This window comes from Delftia sp. 11MD (assembly GCF_050907895.1).
Classification (GTDB): Bacteria; Pseudomonadota; Gammaproteobacteria; order Burkholderiales; family Burkholderiaceae_C; genus Comamonas; species Comamonas tsuruhatensis.
The window spans coordinates 4157969-4176117 of the sequence record NZ_CP194333.1 but is presented as its reverse complement, the minus strand read 5'-3'; the positions used below and the strand labels follow the sequence as shown (position 1 = coordinate 4176117).

General features: G+C 62.9%; 19 protein-coding genes. All 19 read left to right on the top strand.

Annotated elements, in window-relative coordinates:
* Window positions 1–30 precede the first annotated feature (30 nt).
* On the top strand, window positions 31–561 hold the full coding sequence (locus ACRSCF_RS18930; RefSeq protein WP_034368384.1) for a P27 family phage terminase small subunit: 531 nt from the start codon (window positions 31–33) through the stop codon (window positions 559–561).
* 7 nt (window positions 562–568) lie between these two features.
* Window positions 569–2329 carry a terminase large subunit gene (locus ACRSCF_RS18925; RefSeq protein WP_324622606.1) on the top strand — a complete coding sequence of 587 codons (1761 nt, stop codon included), beginning with the start codon at window positions 569–571 and terminating at the stop codon, window positions 2327–2329.
* Window positions 2326–2538 carry a hypothetical protein gene (locus ACRSCF_RS18920; protein ID WP_034368385.1) on the top strand — a complete coding sequence of 71 codons (213 nt, stop codon included), beginning with the start codon at window positions 2326–2328 and terminating at the stop codon, window positions 2536–2538. The genes ACRSCF_RS18925 and ACRSCF_RS18920 overlap by 4 nt, the downstream gene beginning before the upstream one ends.
* A gap of 9 nt (window positions 2539–2547) precedes the next feature.
* Window positions 2548–3849 carry a phage portal protein gene (locus ACRSCF_RS18915; RefSeq protein ID WP_272206287.1) on the top strand — a complete coding sequence of 434 codons (1302 nt, stop codon included), beginning with the start codon at window positions 2548–2550 and terminating at the stop codon, window positions 3847–3849.
* Entirely contained in the window at window positions 3846–4790 is a 945-nt protein-coding gene (locus tag ACRSCF_RS18910) for a S49 family peptidase (RefSeq protein ID WP_034368389.1), read from the top strand. Before ACRSCF_RS18915 ends, ACRSCF_RS18910 begins: the two co-directional genes overlap by 4 nt.
* A 59-nt stretch (window positions 4791–4849) precedes the next feature.
* Window positions 4850–6178, top strand: a complete 1329-nt coding sequence (locus ACRSCF_RS18905) for a phage major capsid protein (protein ID WP_046988466.1) — start codon at window positions 4850–4852, stop codon at window positions 6176–6178.
* A gap of 65 nt (window positions 6179–6243) precedes the next feature.
* Window positions 6244–6495 (top strand): hypothetical protein, encoded by a 252-nt coding sequence (locus tag ACRSCF_RS18900; RefSeq protein ID WP_046988465.1) that lies wholly within the window; start codon window positions 6244–6246, stop codon window positions 6493–6495.
* 2 nt (window positions 6496–6497) lie between these two features.
* Window positions 6498–7046, top strand: a complete 549-nt coding sequence (locus tag ACRSCF_RS18895) for a hypothetical protein (protein WP_034368395.1) — start codon at window positions 6498–6500, stop codon at window positions 7044–7046.
* Window positions 7047–7072: 26 nt separating this feature from the next.
* Window positions 7073–7381, top strand: coding sequence for a phage head closure protein (locus ACRSCF_RS18890; protein WP_272206286.1), 309 nt, complete (start codon window positions 7073–7075; stop codon window positions 7379–7381).
* A 9-nt stretch (window positions 7382–7390) separates the two neighbouring features.
* Window positions 7391–7945, top strand: coding sequence for a hypothetical protein (locus ACRSCF_RS18885; RefSeq protein WP_034368402.1), 555 nt, complete (start codon window positions 7391–7393; stop codon window positions 7943–7945).
* Between the two features lies 1 nt (window position 7946).
* Complete coding sequence (gp17, locus tag ACRSCF_RS18880; protein ID WP_034368403.1) at window positions 7947–8312, top strand: tail completion protein gp17; 366 nt, start codon at window positions 7947–7949, stop codon at window positions 8310–8312.
* 65 nt (window positions 8313–8377) lie between these two features.
* Complete coding sequence (locus ACRSCF_RS18875; RefSeq protein ID WP_046988464.1) at window positions 8378–8848, top strand: phage tail tube protein; 471 nt, start codon at window positions 8378–8380, stop codon at window positions 8846–8848.
* A gap of 113 nt (window positions 8849–8961) precedes the next feature.
* On the top strand, window positions 8962–9441 hold the full coding sequence (locus ACRSCF_RS18870; RefSeq protein ID WP_046988463.1) for a hypothetical protein: 480 nt from the start codon (window positions 8962–8964) through the stop codon (window positions 9439–9441).
* Between the two features lie 83 nt (window positions 9442–9524).
* Complete coding sequence (locus ACRSCF_RS18865; protein WP_034368410.1) at window positions 9525–9851, top strand: hypothetical protein; 327 nt, start codon at window positions 9525–9527, stop codon at window positions 9849–9851.
* Window positions 9852–9904: 53 nt separating this feature from the next.
* Window positions 9905–10288, top strand: a complete 384-nt coding sequence (locus tag ACRSCF_RS18860) for a hypothetical protein (protein ID WP_272206285.1) — start codon at window positions 9905–9907, stop codon at window positions 10286–10288.
* A gap of 104 nt (window positions 10289–10392) precedes the next feature.
* Entirely contained in the window at window positions 10393–15381 is a 4989-nt protein-coding gene (locus tag ACRSCF_RS18855) for a phage tail length tape measure family protein (RefSeq protein ID WP_034368413.1), read from the top strand.
* Window positions 15378–16313, top strand: coding sequence for a hypothetical protein (locus ACRSCF_RS18850; RefSeq protein WP_272206284.1), 936 nt, complete (start codon window positions 15378–15380; stop codon window positions 16311–16313). The genes ACRSCF_RS18855 and ACRSCF_RS18850 overlap by 4 nt, the downstream gene beginning before the upstream one ends.
* Window positions 16313–17344 carry a hypothetical protein gene (locus tag ACRSCF_RS18845; RefSeq protein ID WP_046988460.1) on the top strand — a complete coding sequence of 344 codons (1032 nt, stop codon included), beginning with the start codon at window positions 16313–16315 and terminating at the stop codon, window positions 17342–17344. The genes ACRSCF_RS18850 and ACRSCF_RS18845 overlap by 1 nt, the downstream gene beginning before the upstream one ends.
* Window positions 17299–18141, top strand: a complete 843-nt coding sequence (locus ACRSCF_RS18840; RefSeq protein ID WP_324622605.1) for a glycine-rich domain-containing protein — start codon at window positions 17299–17301, stop codon at window positions 18139–18141. The genes ACRSCF_RS18845 and ACRSCF_RS18840 overlap by 46 nt, the downstream gene beginning before the upstream one ends.
* Window positions 18142–18149 lie beyond the last annotated feature (8 nt).

Sequence of the window (18149 nt, the reverse complement as noted above, 5' to 3'; positions counted from 1 at the left end):
GGAGGGGGGGTATCGATAACAGGAGGATCTATGGCGGGAAATGCCAACTCCGGGCGAAGTGCTCGCCCCTCTTTCCTGGCGCTGGCCGGTGGGACCGCGAGCGGAAAAAAAGCCGCTGAGCTGCTGCGCGAGCAGGAAGAAAACACGGTTGCCGCGTGCGCCCCTGAGATGCCCGATGTGCTCACGCCCGAAGCGCGTGAAGAGTGGGCGCGCGTGTTGCCCGATCTGCTGACCCTGGGATGGGTGCACCGCATCGACGGCATGGCCTTGGCTTCCTACTGCGAGGCCGTGGCCGACTGGAAGCGCTTTCGCCGCCTCATCGTGGAAAAGAACACAGCGCAGGCCGAGGCCGGCGACGTGCAGACCTACGCGACGGGCGCCAAGCAGATAAGCGTCTGGCGCCAGTTGGCGAACGATGCAGAAAAACGCGCGAACGCCGCTGGCGCAGCGTTTGGAATGTCGCCCCTGGCCCGGCGAAGCATGAAAGCACAAGGTACACCGCAAGGGGAGCTGTTCGGCAATGACGAAAAGGACGCAGTCGAACGCTACTTCAGCAGGTGACTGCCGCGTGCGCAAGTACGCCCGGCGCGTGCTGCAGGGGCGAATCATCGCGGGGCCGCTGGTGCGTGCGGCGTGCAAGCGCCATCTGCAGGACCTCAAGGCCGGCCACAAGCGCGGGCTGATCTGGGACCAGGGCGCGGCAGACCGTGCCATTGGTTTTTTTGAGGATGTCCTCAAACTCAACGGCGGCCAGTTCGAGGGCAAGCCCTTCGTGCTGGCGCCCTGGCAGGCTTTCATCGTGGGCAGCCTTTACGGCTGGTACATGGCCGATGGATACCGGCGCTTTCGCGTGGTCTACATTGAGACAGGCAAGGGCTCGGGCAAAAGCCCGCTGGTCGCAGGCATCGGACTCTATGGCCTGACGGCGGACAAGGAGCAGCGCGCTGAAATCTACGCTGCCGCGACGAAAAAGGACCAGGCGCAGATCCTGTTCCGCGATGCGGTGGCCATGGTCAACCAGTCGCCGGCCCTGGCCTCGCGCCTGGTGCAGTCGGGCCGCGACGAAAAGGTGTGGAACCTGTTCTACGCCGAGACCAACAGCTTTTTCAAGACCATCGCTGCCGATGAGGGGCAGTCGGGTCCGCGTCCGCATGTCGGGCTGATCGATGAGGTGCATGAGCACAAGACGGCCACCGTGGTGGACATGATGATCGCCGGCACCAAGAACCGGCTGCGCGCGATGGTGATCATGATCACCAACAGCGGCAGCGACAAGAACACGCCCTGCGGCCAGTACCACGACTACGGTGCAGACGTGTGCACCGGCAAGGCAGAGGACGACCGTTTCTTCGGGTTCATCTGCTCGCTGGACAAGGGGGACGATCCGACCAGGGACGAACGCTGCTGGCCCAAGGTCAACCCGTCGCTGCGGTTTCGCCTGCCGGGCCAGCGCGAGGGCATCCCGGGCTATCAGTACCTGCGGGCACAGGTGCAGAGCGCGCGCGGCATGCCGGCCAAGCTGGCGAAGGTGCTGCGGCTGAATTTCTGCAAATGGACGCAGGCCGAGTCGCCGTGGCTCGACTGGGATATCTGGGAAGAGGCGCGCGAGACCGTGCCCATGCGCTTGCTGCGCGGCCGACGCGCCGTGGCGGGTCTGGACTTGTCCAGCACCACCGACCTGACGGCCTTTGTGATTCTGTTTTACCCAACCGCAGAGGACCCGTTCTGGCGGCTGATGGCCTATTTCTGGATACCGGATCACGCGCTGGACGAGCGGGAGAAACGCGACAAGGTGCCCTACCAGCAATGGATCGATGAGGGGTGGCTTGAAACCACGCCGGGCCGCGCCGTGAGCCGGCTCTTCGTGCTGCGCCGCCTGGTGCAGATCTGCGAAGCCTTCGAGATCCAGAAGATCGCCTATGACCGTTGGCGCATCGAGGATCTGATGCAGCTGATGGCCGACAACGGCATCACGCTGCCCGAGCTGGTGGGCTTCGGCCAGGGCTATCAATCCATGGGGCCGGCGGTCGATGAATTCGAGCGCCGGCTGCTGGGCATGGTGCCGGCAGAAGGGGATGAGGCCGACGAGATGGCCGAGGCCCTGGAAGTCATCGAGCGGCTGCGTCACGACGGTAATCCGGTCCTGACCTGGAACGCGGCCAATGCAGTCGTGACACATGACCCATCCAATAACCGCAAGGTCGATAAGTCCAAGTCTGTCGGCCGGATTGACGGTGTGGTGGGCGCTGTGATGGCCGTGGGAGTCAGCGGCAAGGGCTCGCAAATCAGCGGCCCATCGATCTACGAGGAAGAAGGGATAGGTATATGAGCTACAGGATTTTGTCGGCGGTGTGCGGCCTGGTCGGCTTCGGGCTGGTGGTCGCGGGCATCGCCCTGATGCATATCCCCTCGGCCCTGTGCTTCGCTGGGCTTTGCCTGCTTGGCTACGGCTGGCTGCTGGACAAAGTGGCGGCGGTTGTGAAGCGCCGGGAAGAGAACGCTTCGCGGCGCATGCAGCCTCCACCATCCGCACCATAAAGGATCACCATGTTTTTTTCTGATGTCCTGGCCAGCAGCGCGGATGGCACCCTGGTCAACAGCTCGGGCAGCTTCTGGCAGGGGCTGCTGGGCGCAGCCGGCAGCAGCAGCGCAGGGGTACGGGTCACGCCCGAATCTGCACTCGCCCTGCCCATCCTGCAAAACTGCGTCACGCTGCTGGCCGAGAGCCTGGCGTCCTGCCCTGCCGAGTTGTACGAGCGCACGGAGGACGGCGGCCGCAAGTCGGCCACCAGCCATCCAGCCTATGACGTGCTGCGCTTCGCCCCGAACGAAATGCAGACGCCCTATGACCGCATCGAGCTGTCGCAGATGAACGCAGGCCTGCGGGGCAACAGCTACAGCTTTATCGAGCGGCGCGATGATGGCAACGTCATGGCCCTGTGGCCGCTGGATACGGCCAAGGTGACCGTGCTCAAGGGGCCGGACATGCTGCCCTATTACCGGGTAGCCGGTATCCCTGACCCGCTGCCCATGCGCCTTGTGCACCATGTGCGCTGGGCCTCGCTCAATGGTTATACGGGCCTGTCCCCAGTGCAATTGCATGCGGAGTCCGTGGGCCTGGCGCAGGCGATCCGGCAGTACACGGGCAAGTCCTTTGCCAACGGTGCCACGGTCTCCGGTGTCATCGAGCGGCCCAAGGAAGCGGCGGCGATCAAGGACCAGAAAAGCATTGATCGCATCGTGGACCAGTGGGGCAACAAGTTCGGCGGTATCGACAACGCCAAAAAGGTCGCGCTGCTGCAGGAGGGCATGACCTTCAAGCCCGTTTCCATGAACAACGTGGATGCGGACGTGGCGGCCATTCTCAAACTGTCGGGCGTGGATGTGGCGCGCATCTACAAGGTTCCCTTGCCCATGGTCAATGACCTGGAAAAGGCCAACTACAACACGATCGAGCAGCTGCTCATCCAGTTCGTGGCCTTCTGCCTGCTGGCCTGGGCCAAGCGGCACGAGCAGGCCATGACGCGGGATCTGATCCTGCCGCAGGACCGGCGCCGCTACTACGTCGAATTCAACCTGTCCGGCCTGCTGCGCGGCGACCAGAAAAGCCGGTATGAGGCCTATGCCATCGGCCGGCAGTGGGGCTGGCTGTCGGTCAACGACATCCGTCGGCTGGAGAACATGCCGCCCGTCGCCGGTGGTGACATCTACCTGCAGCCGCTGAACATGACGGCCATGGGCAAGGGCCAGCCCGGTGCGTTGGGTGCACCAGGCAGCGAACAGGAAAAAGCAACCCGCATCGCGCTGGAAAGCGAGATGCGCAACGTAGAAAAGGCACTGGAGCAATGAAACGCCATCTCCTGCTGACCAACATGCTGTTCAATCAGCCGCTGCTGGCGACCCCCGAACTGCTGGACCTGGGTGTGCGCTGGGCCAATCAGTCCCTGCAGCTCAACATCATCAACATCGGTGCAGCGGCGCCGGCAGTGGCAACGCCGCGCGCCGACTATGGCGACGATGATGAGGGCGGCCCGCCGATGCGCAGCGGCGACAGCCGCGAGCGCACCGGCGTTGCCGTGGTGCCCGTGCATGGCATCCTTGTGAGCCGCAACGCCCACATGGACATGTGCGAGCGCATGACCAGCTATGAGCAGCTGCGCCGCGACATCAGCGCGGCCGTCGATGATCCTGCCGTCAAGCGCATCGTGCTGGACGTGGACAGCAACGGCGGCCATGCCGTCGGCGCCTTCGAGGTCGCGGCCGACATCCGCGAGATGTCCCAAGCCAAGCCCATCACGGCCATCGTCAACCACAACGCATACAGCGCCGCCTACCTGATCGCCAGTGCATGCACAGAGGTGGTACTGAGCCGCACCAGCGGCACGGGCAGCATCGGGGTGATCGCCTCGCACTACGACACATCCAAGCGCGAAGAGCAGATGGGCATCAAAGTCACCACGGTGTTTGCCGGTGCGCACAAAAACGATCTCACATCGCATGAGCCGCTGTCCGAGCAGTCGCTGCAGACGCTGCAGGATCTGGTCAACGAGTCCTATCAGCTGTTCACCCAGGACGTGGCCACCTATCGGGGCATGTCCGTGCAGGCCGTGATCGACACGCAGGCGAGGCTGTATCGCGGCCAGCGCGCCATCGATGCCGGCCTGGCAGACCGCATGGGCACGGCCCAGCAGGCCCTGGACGGCCTGGTGCGCGATGTTGCCGCCACGCGCCGGAACTCCTCATCCCTCGCACTGCGCGCCAAGGCGGCCGCTGTGCAGGCCACCCTCTGACCGCGTTCGCGGCAGTCCCGGCCCGCTTCGGCGGGCTTTTTTTTGTCCAAGGAAAAACCATGTCCCTTGTCACCAAACTCCGCAGCGAACGCGCCGAGGCGAACACCAAGCTGCAGGCGCTCGCCACCAAGGAATCCGGCGGCGCCACCCTGTCGGCCGAAGAGCTGCAGGAATTCTCGCAGCTGGAGCAGCAGATTGCGGATCTGTCCGCGAAGATCGCCCGCGCTGAATCGGCCGAACGTGCTGCAGCTGCAGCTGCCGTGCCGCTCAACGAATCGGCCGCAGGCATCAACGGCCCTCCCGGCAATCGCCCTGCCCACATCACCGTGACGGACAACGCGCAGGCCGGCACGCGCGTAGCCCAGATGGCCCGCATGATCGCTGCCGCCGGCGGCAACCAGATGCAGGCTGCCGAGCTGGCCCGCTCCAGCGGCATGGGCGAAGATGTGGTGATGGCACTGTCCACCACCAGTCCCGGCGCCGGTGGTGTCCTGGTCCCTGCGAACATGGCGCGCGAGGTCATCGAGTCTCTGCGGCCTACTTCCATCCTGCGCAGCTTCGGCGCCCGTCCGCTGCCGCTGGTCAACGGCAACATGGGCCTGCCGCGCATCAAGGGCAACACCACCGTGGGCTATATCGGCATGGACACGGACATCAACGTGACCGGCATGGTGTTCGATGACCTGAAGCTGCAGGCCAAGAAGCTGGCCGCCCTGGTGCCCATCAGCAATGACTTGCTGAAGTTCTCGGGTGTCAGCCCTCAAGTCGATGCCATCGTGGTTGCTGACCTGTTCACGAGCACGGGCCTGTATGAAGACATCACCTTTATCCGTTCCAACGGGAACGGCGGTGTCTCCCCGAAGGGCCTGCGCTACTGGGCTCCGGCCTTCAACATCGTCACAGCGCCTGCTGGCACGTCGCTGGCCGAGCTGGACGCATTCCTTGGCGGTCTGATGCTGCGCGTGGAAATGGCCAGTGCCAACCTGGCGGCCAGCGGCTGGATCATGAGCCCGCGCAGCATCCGTTTCCTGCAGGCCCTGCGCGATGGCAACGGCAACAAGGCCTATCCCGAGATCGAGCAGGGCAAGCTCAAGGGCTACCCCTTCAAGCTGTCCACGCAGATCCCCATCAACCTGGGTGCCGGCGGCGACGAGTCCGAAATTTACTTCGGCGACTACTCGGACTGCTACATCGGTGAGACCGGCGAAATGGTCCTCGCGTACAGCACCGAGGCCTCCTACAAGGACGGCAACGGCGACACCATCAGCGCATTCCAGCGCGATCAAACCCTGGTGCGCGTCATCACCCACAACGACTTCGGCCCGCGCCATGTGGAGTCCATCGCCGTGGGCGTCGGCGTCAAGTGGGGTAAGGACATGCTGGCCTGACCGCCAACCGCTCGGCACAGCCGGGCGGCCTGGACTGATCACCGAACCATTGAGAGGACATCGATATGAGCAAGCAGAAACCCGTCGCCGTGGTCTTCGCCAAGCCCTGGCGCGGCTACAACAAGGGCGAAACCGCCGGCTTCGACAAGGAAACCGCAGACGCCCTGCGCGAGCGCGGCATTGTCGAGGAGGAGGGCGAAGAGGCCGGGCGCCGCACCCGTACCAAGGCCGAGGGCGGCAAGAAGGCGGATGCGCCGCCCCCGCCCCCGGATGACCCCGCCAAGGGGGCCGACTCCGACGACAACGCCAGGCCCTGACCATGGCGCGCCGCTTGAGCTACACCGGCCCCCCGGTGCTGACTGCGGAGCTTGTCGCTCAGTGGTGCCGTGAGCACGTCGATGACTTGCAGCGCGAGCTGGTGGACGGCGTCATCGTCCCCGCCGTCACACAGATGTGCGAGTCCGAGACGGGCGCCGCCATCCGCGAAGCGCAGTACCAGGAGGACTGGACTGCTGCAGAGCGTGCCGATGGCGTGCTGGACGTCGGCCAGGTCAAGAGCATCACCAGCGTGCACATCCTGCGTGCCGGTGCAGCGCCTGAGCCCTTCACCGAGTACGAGCTGGGCCAGGACCAGCGCGTGGCCTGGCTGGAGTTCCCTGGTGGCCGCCCTGCTGGCGCGCTGCGCGTGCAGTACCTGGCGGGCGTGGATCTGGAAGCCTACCCTGCGGTCAAGACCTGGCTGCTGCTGCAGGCCGGCACGCTGTACCAGCAGCGCGAATCGCTGATCGTTGGCGGCACCGTCACGGATCTGCCCCTGAAATTCCTTGGCCACATGCTGGCCGAGATCATTGTGCCCACGCGGTTTTGAGGTGAGCCATGCTGAGAGCCGGAACCTTGAACAAGCAGATATCCATCCAGCAGCACAGCCAGGGCAAAGACGAGTGGAATACGCCCGCGCCTGGCGCCATCGCATGGGTTGAGGTGGCGAAGGTCTGGGCCAACATCCGGCACATGTCTGGCAGTGAAACTATTCGTGCCGGCGCCGAAGTGTCCACCGTGCGGGTCTCCATCCGCATTCGCTATCGCGCTGGCATCAACGCCGGCATGCGTGTTGTGCATGTCGGCCAGGTTTACGACATCGAGGCGCCATTGCCTGACTCGACCCGGCGCTGGCTCGACCTGGCGTGCAAGCTCATCCAGTGAGGTACGGCAATGGGGAATGGAACCAACTCTTTCACCATCCGTGCCGACACTGCCGCCCTGGATGATTTCCTGGATGCGCTGGGCGAAGCTGCCGACCAGGCCGTGCGCCCCGCTGCGCAGGCCGGCGCGCAGGTGCTCTACGAGGCGGTCAAGGTCAACGTCAGCTCCATAGGCAGCGTGACCGGCAACCTGGGCCGTGCGGTCTACCAGGCGTTCTCTCCTGAGCACTCCATCGATGGCGTGCAGGCGCAGTACCACGTCAGCTGGAACGCCAGGAAAGCGCCTCACGGCCATCTGCTGGAGAGGGGGTGGGTACAGCGCTACGCAGTGACCATCGCCAAGGGTGGCAAGTGGGTCACGCGAGTGCGGCCCGAGGCGCAGGGCAAGCCCCGGCCGAAGCGCCGCGCCACACAGGCCGAGAAAGATGCGTACTACGTGCCTAGGCCTGGGGGCCCCGTCCACCGGCTGGGATATTTCTTCGTTGCGCGCGCTGAGGACTCCATGTCCAAAGCCGTTGAGGCTGCGAATCTGGAGCTGCAAAAGCGCTATGACCAGGTGAAGTGACATGAGCTATGAACCCGCCCTTGTGGCCATCCTGACGGCGCTGTGTCCGAGGTCTTTGCCGGTGGTCGCCCCGTGGGGAACCAAGATGCCCTACGTGATATGGCAGCGCGTTGGCGGCCGTGCGATGCGCAACATCGACAAGCGGCCAACAGGCAATCTGCGCAATGGTCGCGTCAGCATCACGGTCTGGGATGAAACGCCCATCAAGGCCACGGCCCTGATCCGCCAGATCGAGGACGCATTGACGGCCTCCGATGCCATCCAGTGCACGCCGCTGGATGAACCTCTGGACATGTTCGATGACGGCGGCAGCGATGTCGTGATCTTCGGCATGCAGCAGAGCTTTTCAATCTGGGCGCGGCGATAGCGCTCAACACTTTTTCAACCCCGGCCCGCAGCAGCGGGCTTTTTTACGTCCGAAAGGAAAACGCCATGGGCGCACAAACCGTTGCCGGGACCAAGATCGGCATTTCTGCAGCACTGCCCGCCGCCTACGACAAGGATGGCTATGCGGCTTTGACCTTCTCCAAGATTGGAGAGATCACCAATGGCGGCAGCCACGGCCGCACTTATCAGGTGGTCAATCACAACCCCATCGATACGCGCGGCACCCGCAAGTACAAGGGCTCGTTCAACGAGGGGCAGAAGACCATCCAACTCGCTGTGGATGCCGCAGACCCGGGACAGATCATCGTCAAGGCTGCCCTCAACTCCGATGCCGCCTATGCCTTCGAGGTGAAGTACCAAGACGGCTCCATCGACTACTTCACAGGCCTTGTGACCAGCTGGTCCAAGTCCACTGAAAGCGTGGACAGCATGTACTCGGCCAGCGTCGGCCTGGAGCTGACAACCTCCAAGGATGGCGTCGGCATCATCGAAGTGCCCGCGCCTGTCGGCCCCTGACCCTTTCCCCTTTGGCCCTCGGGTCACCCCAGCACCGGCCCGGCTGTTTCGTCTCTCAGCGGAGGCGGGCAGTCGGGCGCGGGCATTTCCTTTTTCTCCGCTGAAAGATCGACATGACCAAAACCATCACCCAAGCCGTGGCCGTGGCCACATCCGCCGCCGTCGCTGCAGCTGAACTCGTGGACATCACCGCATTTGACCTGGTGGGCGCATGCGAGGCGGGCCACAAGTTCGTGCTGCGCAACCCGGATGGTTCGTCCACCGGCATCACCCTCATTGTGCGCGGCACGTTCGCACCCGAGGTGGTTGCCTGGAACTCCGGCGTTGCGGAAAAATTCCTCAACGAGCAGCGCGCGGCCCAGCGCCGGGGCAAGGCCCCCAAGGCCAAGACCATCGACGAGATGGAGGCCCAGAACATCGAGGGCGCCGTGGTGCGTGTCGCTGGCTGGGAGGGCGTCCGCCAGCCCTACAGCGCTGACCAACTGCGCGCCGCGCTCAAGCGCAATCCGCACTGGGCCGTTCAGATCATCGAGGAGTCCGACAGCCTGGGAAACTTTGGCGCGACCTCGGCATCCAGCTCCGAGGCTACGTAAAACAGCTGGCCTGGCTGCAGGCGCCCGTCGATCCGCCCAAGGGATCGAGCGAGGATGCGCCGCGCCAAAGCAGGGCGCAGCGCATGGGAGAGGATGCCGAGCTGCCGTTGCCAGAACTGGAGGACGGCTTTCACATCATCGCGGCGCTGATGGAGGTGGGGCCGGTTTCCTATGCGGGCATGGACCTGGCGCCCATCTCCTGGCCGGAGATAGCCGCCTGGCAGCAGGCCACGCGGTGCCCATTTCGCCCGCATGAGCTGCAGCTGCTGCGCAGCCTCTCGGCTGCCTATCTGGAGCAGTACCGACTGTCCAAAAGCGATGCCTGTCCATCGCCCGAGATCATGCGGCCCGACAGTGGCGAGCAGGCCAAAAAGCTGGCCGCCCACATCAAGGGCGTGCTGCGCGGGTGAGGGTGGATATAGCCCTTTGCTACCATTCCCCTCCTGCAACTGTGGGAGGGGATATGAAAGACAAATTTTTGGCCGCTTTGATCGCTCCGGCAATCGTAGTAGCTGTGTTGGGGTACGTGTTTTTTATGTCCTATAAATCTGGGGGTGAACCAGCAAAAAAACCTCCAGAAATCGACGCAAGAAGAAATGCTCTTTATGCTTGTGAAGAATCAATCAGGAAAAAGCTGCATGACCCTGGTTCAGCACAATTTCCCCCAAGGGGCGAATTTATAGTCACTCCGGTTTCTGAGCCGGTTAGTTATGACGTAATCGTGGATGTGCGCGCCAAAAATGCATTCAACGCACTTCGTCTAAATCGGTTCAAATGCGAGATCCGTGAATTATCGACTGGTACGAACGGAGGTATTTCCTGGAGGTCGAGCGTGCAAGCTATGTAGACCCTGGGTAATTTTCAGATCACCAAACCCGCCTATGGCGGGTTTTTCATTTCCAAGCCCTTCGGCCTAGCCGTGGGGCTTTTTTTGTTGCTTGGACGGTATGTATGACAGACACCACGCGCAAATCAAATCTTGAGTTTGGTGTACGCAACAACACCAAGGCCGGACTGTCGGAGATCAAGCAGGATGTCAAAGCCGTGGGCGATGAGGCTGCCCAAGCAGGTGCCAAGGCTGGTACGGCTTTCGACGGGATGGGTAAGAGCAGCCAGACGGCTGCGAGCAGCATTGACCGCAGCACGCGCAGCATCATCAGCTCCTTGGAGCGTGAGATGGCCGCCATGCAGGCTGGTGGCAAAGGCACTGCAGCCTATTACGAGACCATTGCCAAGCAGCGCGGCGCTGACATGGCCGCGCTGGGTCCGTACCTGCAGCAGATGCGCCTCTTCGAAAAGCAGGCCGAGGAATCGTTTAAGACGGTTGGGATGTCTGCCCGTCAAACGTCCGCCGCCATGCGCGGCGTGCCGGCCCAAATCAGCGACATCGTTGTGAGCCTGCAGGGCGGCATGCCCGTCATGACCGTTTTCATGCAGCAGGGCCTGCAGTTGCGCGACATGTTCGGCGGGTTTGGCGCTGCTGGCAAGGCGCTGGGTGCCACGCTGCTGGGCTTGGTGAATCCCTACACGGTTGCCGCCGCCGGTGTGGTGGCGCTCGGCGCGTCCATGGCGCATGCAGAGTCCACTCTGCGCGCGCACATGACGCTGATGAACCAGCTGGAGGCAACGGGTCGGGCCGGTTTCCTTAACAGCGAGGCCATCAAACAGCTCAAGCGAGACATGTCTGAGCTGCCGGGTATCAGCCGCAGCGCAGCCTCGGCCATCATCTCGGACCTAGTGCAAGTGCGCACCCTCGGAGGGGAGGCGCTGCAAAAAATTGCCCTCATGTCGGCGGACTTCGCCGCCGCGACGGGGCAAGATGCCGCCGGTGCTGCGCGTGAGCTGGCTAAAGCCATGGAGGAGCCAGACAAGGCGGCCAGGGCGCTGGATGAGGCCTTCAATTTCCTGACCCTGGAGCAATTGATCGCTATAGATGCGATGGTTGAGGCGGGCAACAAGGCAGGCGCTCAGCGACTCCTGCTGGATGCTCTGGGGCAGTCGCTTGCCGGGACGGCCGAGAAGCAGACGGACCTGCAGCAGGCGTCGAAGGAGTTGTCCAATGCGTGGGACAGCCTCATGGAGAAAATGGCGCCGTCCGCAGACACCCTGCGAACGATATCGGCCGGACTAGCCGGGGTTGTTAGGGGTGTGAACAGCCTGACGGAAGCGATACCGCGAGCGAACGCTGAGATCACCAAATGGCTGCCTGGCATGCAGGCAATGATGGGCCCTCTCGGCATGTGGGCACGCATCAAGGGCTTGCAGACTCTGGGTGCTGAGGCTGATGCCGGGCCCGCGCTGCCGAGTATCCCGACCGGAACGCCAGGGGCGGCGCCGAGCGACGGTGGTGGTGCCTCAGGGGAGGCCCGAACTGGCGTGAAATCTGCAGCCGATCAGGAGTTATCGGCGCTGCTGGAGGCCACGAAAGCCTACAAGGGCAAAAAGGATGCGGCGGAGGATCTGCGCAAGACTTTGGACCTCCTGCAGGCTTCACAGAGGCGGCTGCGTGAAGAGGGCCGCGGCGACTCCAAGGAGGCGGATGAGCTGCAGGCCCGCATCAACGGCATCAACGAAAAGATCAAGTCGCTGAGCAAGACGCGCGGCGATGGCGCCAAGAAAGAGCAGTCTGCCTATGCGGAACTTGCTGCCTCGATCCAAGCCAAGATTGACGCCAACAAGGCGGAAGTCACCCAGTCCGGCAAGCTCAACGACGCCCAAAAGGCCGAGATCAAGCTCAATGCCGATCTGAAGGAAGGCAAGATCAAGCTGTCGGCCGCGCATGAGGCCGACCTGCGCGGGCGCATTGGGGTCTGGAAGCAGCAGGAGAAGGATAAGGCGCAGGCCAAGGAAAACGTCGCGCTCTACCAGCAGCAGCTCGACATTGAAAAGCAGGTCACTGAGGACTACCTCAAGCGCTCCAAGGCCCTGGAGTCGGCGCGCCAGGCCATGGACGCTTACGAGAAGTCGGCGAAAGAGGACTTCGAGCGTCTGCAGCTGGAGGCGGGCCTCATCGGCATGAGCAATCAGGCGCGTGCTGTGGCCTTGGCCCAATACGATGCCGAGCTGGAGCTCAAGCGCAAGATTGCCGAGATAGACCGGCTGGATGCGACCACATCCCAAAAGGATGAGCTGATCGACCGTGCGCGCGTGGTCTCGTACCAGCGCGTGGCCAGTGCCCAGACCAAGGCCTACAACGACGAATGGAACAAGGCCTTTGACCAGGCCAGCCAGTCGCTCAGCGATGCGCTGATGGCGGGCGGCAAGAACGGCGCCGAGTACATCGAGGGCTTGTTCCGCTCCCTGGTCCTGCGGCCTGTGATCCAAGCCATCGTGGCGCCCATCGCCGGGGACATCGCATCAACTGTGCTGTCCATGCTGGGCATGGGTCCAAGTGGCAGCTCGGGCGGCGGTTCCGGCGTGGGCTTGGGCAACCTCTCCACCATGTACCGGCTGGGCACCTCATCAATGATGAAGGACTTCGGTCTGGGCCTGGGCAACCTGGTCAACAACGCCGGCGGCAAGCTCTACAACCTGGGCTTGGAGAAGGTGGGCAGCTCGCTGATCGACTTCGGGGACATGCTCACGAAGTATTCCGGGATCATCAACAAGGCGGGCGCTGCGTTCAGCTATGTCAGCGCCATCTTGAACATCGCGGATGGCAAGTGGGGCGCGGGCATTGGGGGGGCCGTCGGGCAATGGTTCGGTGGCCCTATCGGTGCGTTCATCGGCAACTGGATTGGCGGCTTGCTGGACAAGGCATTCGGCTCGCGTGGTGCAAACCACTCAGGCGGTGTTGCGTCCACTGCCACCACGGATCGTGACACGGCCGCGCGCCAGGCGCTGGGGACCGATGCCTGGGGCAACACTTGGGGCGACTTCACCAAGCGCGGCAACACCGAGATCGACAAGCAACTGGGGTCTTCGATCACATCGTGGCTGGACCTGTACAAGGCGTTGGCCAAGTTCTCCAACGGCACAGCCAAGGACATCGACATCGCCGGCGGCTTTTCGGTCAATCCAAAGTACGGCGACGAAGGCGCCATGGGCTTTTTCCAGATCCTGGACAAAGCCACCGGCGAGGTGTTGACCAAGTACAAAAACCGAGACCTGGATGCTGATCCGCAAAAGGCCTGGGCGCAGTACATGGCGGACATGGGCGGGGCGGTCATCGACCAGCTCAAGAAAGCCGATATCCCGGGCTGGATGCGCGAGGAGTTCGATGCCCTGGGTGAGAACATCACCGTTGAAGGTCTCAACGAAGCATTGCGCAACATCGCAATGATCGATGCGGCATTCCGTGGATGGGCTGACACGCTGGTGGGCTTCGCGGATCTGTCGGCCAAGGCCCAGACCGAGCTGCTCAAGTTCTCGGGTGGCATTGAGGCGCTGTCCAACAACATCAACGCCTTCTATTCCGGCTTCTACTCGGAAGAGGAGAGGGCGGGGATCATGCAGCGCCAGGTGAAAGAAGGGCTCAAGGCCTTGGGTGTGGATATCGACCCAGCTGATGGCGAGGCCGCAAAGAAGGCGTTCCGAAAGCTCATCGAAGACGCTTTGGCGTCGGGCAATACAGAGCTTGCGGCCAAGCTTTTGGCTCTGGCCCAGATGTTTGGTGTTGCAGCGGACTATGCCCAGAAAGCTGCGGAGACGGCGGCCGATGCGGCAAAGGCAGCAGCGGACGACGCAGCGAAGGCGCTGGCCGAATCTCGGCAGAAGGCCAAGGACGCCGCAATGGCGAACTTTGAAGCCGCTGTGCAGCGTGAACAGGACTACTGGAACGCCAGTGCCTCGGCTGCGCAGTCGGCCATCAGCAGCATGTCTGCGGTGCTGGCTACGCTGAAATCCAATGCCCGGGAGCTATATGGCACCGTGGACTCCACCCAGCAAATGCTGGCGGCGCGGGGGATGGTCTACATCGAAGAGGCCTTGGAGGGCGTGCGCGCGGGTCGCAAGATCACTGACTACAGTGATTTGAGTGACGCTATCAGCGCAGCCCGCAGCGGCATCAATTCCCGCGCATATGCCACGCAGTTTGAAAAGGACCGCGACGCGCTTGTGCTGGCGGGCCAGCTCGCTGACCTGGCAGAGCAGGGCGATGTCCAGTTGAGCCAGGAGGAGCGGCTGCTGAAGAACGCGCAGGAGCAGCTTGAGCGCCTGGATAAGACGCTGATCTACTGGCGCGAGCTGATTGAGGGCAACGAAAAGCACATCGATGCCACGTTGAGTGTGGAAGCCGCGATCAAGGCGCTCGAAGCGCTGCTGTTTCCTGACAGCCCTGCAGGATCTGGGGCTGGCGGCGGCAGTGGCGGCAAGACGCCGACCCCGAGCTGGGGGAGTGGAGGCGGTGGCGGGTTTGAACCCGCCTACAGCGGCAAATACAAGACGCCCACAGCGATCCTTGGCGGTGGCACGGTTATCTATGACTACGCAGATGCCGACTACTCGAAGAAGCTCGATGGTCTCTCGTCCACGTTCCATAAGTACGACGGCACGGGGGATTTCACGGGCCTTGCCAACGAGTTCAAAGCAGCTGGCGGATCGGCCCGGGATCTGGCGTACCTGTACGGCTTTTCCGAGGCGGATGTGCTCGCGGCCCTGGACCGTAACGGGATTCCACGCTTTGACGTGGGGACCAACTACGTGCCGCAGGACATGCTCGCGCAGATCCACGAAGGGGAGGCCATTCTGCCCAAGGCGTTCAATCCGTGGGCCGGCGCCGCTGGCCTGGCAGGGGCCGGTTCGAGCCGCGCCGACGCGCTGCTGGAAAGGCTGCTTTCCAGCGTGGAGCGGCTGGATGCACGGATGGCCGAAGTCAGCGAAAGCGCAACCGCGCTTTACGACCAGCACGACAGTGTGACGGAAGGCGGCAATGCCAACCGGGTCGAGGTCATGAACATCAAACAACTGGCGCAAGCCATTGCAGAGGAGATGCAGGCATGAACCCATCTGCGCGCGTCATGGTGCCCGTGAAGATCGTGGACGCCATGATTGCAGCGGGCACCACCGTGCCCGAGCCAAACACGGCCAATGGGGAGGTTGCGTGGGTCGCCAGTGGCAGCTATGCCATTGACGATCTGCGCACATCCAATGGGTCCGTCTATTCGTGCATACGTGTGCACTCTGGGCGAGCCACTCGCCCGGAACTCGACCCTGGCTACTGGCGCCGCAAAGGGCCGACAGATCGACAGGCACCTTTTGATGACTACTCGTCTACAAAATCGCGTGGCAAAGGGGTCGTCACGTTCGTGCTGACTCCGGGCTTTATCAATGGCGTCAGCGTCTATGGACCCGAAGGGGCAACCTATTCGCTTGTCGTCCGTGATGCTCCTGGTGGCGTTGTGATCCGTGAGAAGCACGGAGATCTTTATGCCCAAGCTGCAGGGCTTTGGGAGCTGCTCTTTACGCCGCTACCGGCCCTGGAAAAAGTCAGCATGGACGAAATTCCAATAGCGCCCAATGCAGAGGTCACGGTGACCATCCGAGCGCCTGGCAATGGAGCGGTTGCAGTGGGCGACATCAAGGTGGGTGACTGGCGCCCCTTGGTCGGCGACGCGGATATGGGGGGGGTGGAGCGAGGCGCGGAGGCGCAGCGCAAGCCCTACACCTATCGCAAATACAACGATGACGGCACGTATGACCAAGTGCGACGCGGCAATGCCCGCGACGTTTCCTGCCGCGTACTGCTGGACGCCGAGGAGGCGATGTATGCGGACGCAATTCTTGGCGAGATTCTCGATATGGCTGTGCCCTTCGAGGCCTCGAATCTTCCACGCCTTGGCTACCTCAACACGCTCGGCTTTGTCTCTGGAGCAATCAGGGCAGACGAGTGGGGGGTGACCTCTCTCACACTCAATATCAAGGGCAATATCTGATGGCAGTACAACCAGCAGCCACGCTCACGCCGATCCCGGAGTTTCCGGCGCTGTCGGATCGAGCGGCAGGCACCTACAACAGCAAGGCCTATACATTCGGCACGCACATGGGCGTTCCAGGGCCATTTGTGCCGGAAATCAATGCGCTCTCTGCCAATGTCCAGCACAACGCGCAGGAAGCAGTCGCTGCGGCGGGCGGCTCCGGTGATGCCAAGCTTGCAGCGGAGAAGGCGCGAGACGACGCGATCACAGCCAAAGGGCAGTCTGAAACTGCACGTGATGCGTCGGTCTCGGCAAGAGGTGGATCTGAGTCGGCACGCGATGGCTCGATCACAGCCAAGGGGCAATCTGAAGCAGCGCGCGACTTGTCCATCGCGGCCAAGGGCGGGGCTGAAACAGCCCGAGATGCTGCCGTCGCTGCGAAGAATGCATCGGAAGCTGCCCGCGACGCATCCAAGGCCTACCGCGACCAAGCTGAAGTATTCGCGTCTGCTCAACTGAAGGGCAGCAGCACAACCAGCGTCACACCTGGCGCCGGTGCGAAGACTTTCGGCATGGAGCCATCGCGCTCGTTTGTGGCGGGCATGTACCTGGTCGCCACGTCCACAAGCGACCCTGGTACGCGCATGAGCGGCTATGTCCAGAGCTACAACCAAGGCACAGGCGCTCTAGTTATTGGAGTTGACACGTTCGCGGGGACTGCAGCAAAAGCGGACTGGGTGATCGGGGTGGCTGCGCCAGGTGCTTCAGCCTGGATGACAACGCAAGTCATCACTGCATCGGCTGTCGCTGTGCCGGGTGTCTTCTACGTTCTGGCGGCTGCTGGGATCACGCTGACGGTGCCAATCAATTTCGCTGCAGGCCAGGCCTTTGGTTTTGGGATGTCTCGCGGCATCTGGGCCGCAAACATCGACTGGCAGTCAAACAAGCTCAAGGGCCGCAGTCCTGGCGTGATGCAACTGCTGTCCCAAAACGATTCGGCGGTATGTCGCTGGGTCAATGCAACGGATGGATTTATGGAGGCAGCATGAGCTTTTATTCGGATTACTTTGGCGGTGGTGGCGGGGGAAAACTGCGCTACCAGGAGTTCTTGGCGTCTGGGACGTTTACCCCTCCTGCGGCGCTTTTGGCGAGTGGCGGGCAGGGCTGGGTCTTGCTTGTTGGTGGTGGCGGCGGTGGAGGTTGTTCGCGGGGTGGCGGTGGCGGTGGAGGTGCTGTTCTGACATTGCCGATGACGTTTACCGGGCCTGTTGCGGTCACTATTGGCGCGGGGGGGGCTGGCGGGACTGCATCGGGGTTTGGTAACGGCACTGCGGGTGGCGCCACATCTGTTGGATCTGTGTATGTCCCAGGTGGCGGGTATGGCGCTGGCGGTTTGACTGGATACCAGCGAGGTGGCAACGGGGGGGCAGGCGGCGGTGGCAGCGGGGCAAGTACAGGAGGCGGTGGTGGCGGAGCCGGCGGCCCCGGCAACAACAGTGTCAGTGGAGGAGCCAGCTCGGCACGTGGCGGTGAGGGCATCTGGGGCGGTGGTGGTGGCGCCGGGGGCTCTGGCAGTGGTGGCGTTGGTGGTTTGGGCATCAACGGCTATGGCGGGGGTGGAGGAGGTGGTGGGGATTCGGCCACCAACGGTCCTGGACTGGGTATGTCTGGCGGCGGTAGTGGCGGCGTCGAAGGCAACCCTGGTGCGCCTGGTAGCGCTGGTGCGGCAAATCGTGGCGGCGGCGGCGGTGGTGGCGCTTACAACGCCGTTGGCGGCGCCGGTGGCTCTGGCTTTGTAAGGATCTGGTGGTACGAAGGGGGTGCGGACGAAAACTTGGACTACTAGAAGGTAGT